The sequence below is a fragment of the Proteus sp. PR00208 genome (genome assembly GCF_016238545.1).
In the GTDB taxonomy this organism is placed as follows: domain Bacteria; phylum Pseudomonadota; class Gammaproteobacteria; order Enterobacterales; family Enterobacteriaceae; genus Proteus.
Window position 1 is genome coordinate 1 of record NZ_JAEHQE010000051.1, and the last position, 1,612, is coordinate 1,612.

General features: G+C 45.0%; 3 protein-coding genes. All 3 read right to left on the reverse strand.

Annotated features, from left to right (window positions below; translation table 11 throughout):
- Window positions 1-2 precede the first annotated feature (2 nt).
- Window positions 3-350, reverse strand: a complete 348-nt coding sequence (locus JEP36_RS17635) for a phage tail assembly protein (protein WP_198630569.1) — start codon at window positions 348-350, stop codon at window positions 3-5.
- A 19-nt stretch (window positions 351-369) separates the two neighbouring features.
- Window positions 370-885 (reverse strand): phage major tail tube protein, encoded by a 516-nt coding sequence (locus JEP36_RS17640; RefSeq protein ID WP_198630570.1) that lies wholly within the window; start codon window positions 883-885, stop codon window positions 370-372.
- A gap of 3 nt (window positions 886-888) precedes the next feature.
- Window positions 889-1,612 (reverse strand): phage tail sheath subtilisin-like domain-containing protein (locus tag JEP36_RS17645; protein WP_198630571.1); only part of this gene is annotated, 724 nt, incomplete at its 5' end.

A 1,612-nucleotide genomic window follows, 5' to 3' on the forward strand; every position in this document is an offset into this window, starting at 1 on the left:
AGTTAATTCGCTAGGGAATCGGGCATAACCGACTTCGGTAATAAAAAATTGACCACCTGTACACTTAGGTTTACCAAGTCGCCCGCAGCTAAAGACAGCACATCGTTTTTGGTTAGCGTTGGCATAGTAATACGGGGTAATACCTGCATCATGCTATCAACATCCATATCCATTAACGGCTGTAAACGCACACCGCGTAATGCCCCTGAATTGGGTTTAAGCACGGTCACTTTTTCGATTTTGGTTTCACCGCGCATAAGTGGTTGTTCTAATGTCACCGTGGCTTGGTCACCGTTAACAACAACCCATTCAATTGGCTCTTGGTTTTGGTCTTCAATTTGCTCTATCATTTTGTTTTCCTAAATTTAATTAAAGCCCAAGCGCGTCACGCTGTGCTTGTAATAAGTCTTTACCGTCGACTTTTTCCACCATATTGACGATATCAATCTCAATGATTTCTTGACCGTCCATCACTAACTTGTAGTAAGTGGGTTTTACTGACACTTTGGTTTGCGTGTTATCGCCCGATTTCCAGTTACCCGGGTCGATTTCGCTATAACGACCGCGGAGAACCACTTCAACTGCTAATGTTTCCCCCGTATCATCACGCTGATAAGCACCACATAAACGCAGTTGTACCGCATCAATGGTCGATGCACCCCACTGACGATAAACCTCAATATCAGCACCACCGAGTGTAAAATCGGTATCTAGTGCACCGTCATCAAGGCCCATATCAATTTGCACTGAACCATTCATACCGCCCCCGCGATACGCTTCTAATTTGCGGGTGATTTTTGGTAACGTGAGTTCTTCCGCAACGCCCACATAATTGGTGCCATTCATAAATAAATTAAAATTCTTTAGCTTGCGTGGTAACGCCATGATTTACCCCTTGATTTTGTTACCGAAATCCATCAGGTATTTATCGGTAATACGCTGACGTAACATCAGATTTTCCATTGGTGGAATTGGTGTGTAGTCATAATCCAGTGTGAGCTTGCCGGCTTTAAGTTCTTCTTTGCTATTTGATGCCGGGTCATACCAACATTCACCGCCTAACAAATAGCCCTGACTGACCAGTGAACGTAATTTTGCATTGATGGTTTCAACGATATCCCGCGCTAAAGATGGCGTTAACGGTTTATCAATCGCCCACATTTGCCCTTCTGCCATGGTGTCAGCGAGGACTTGCGCGCTACGGGTATAAGACTCAAAGGCAAACAGCGGATCATCCGAACAAGTACGCGACCCCCAAAAACGAAAACCATCACGACGAATAAGCGTCGTCACGCCTTTTTCATTCAGCAAACCGGCATCAGTAGCAGGGTCTTGTAAATCCCAATAGATATCTTTAGAAATGCCCGTCACGCCGTTAACGGTGATATTTGATAGGGTTTTATGCCAGCCAATATCATTGTCTAACTTGGCACGCAAACCTAGCGCACGCGCAGTGGCGTAAGCCGTAGTCTCGCTATTAGTGGTGCTATCCCATGACGTGAAATCAGGGAAAATTACCATCAATTCACGTTGACCAAAGTTGTCACGGTACTTGATCGCTTCGCTGATATTTTTACAGTCGTAAGCGGACACATAACCAAAGGCACGGAGT

Excerpts from the sequence above, each read along its gene's own strand:
- JEP36_RS17635 (WP_198630569.1), bottom strand. The coding sequence starts at position 350 with ATGATAGAGCAAATTGAAGACCAAAACCAAGAGCCAATTGAATGGGTT.
- JEP36_RS17640 (WP_198630570.1), bottom strand. The coding sequence starts at position 885 with ATGGCGTTACCACGCAAGCTAAAGAATTTTAATTTATTTATGAATGGC.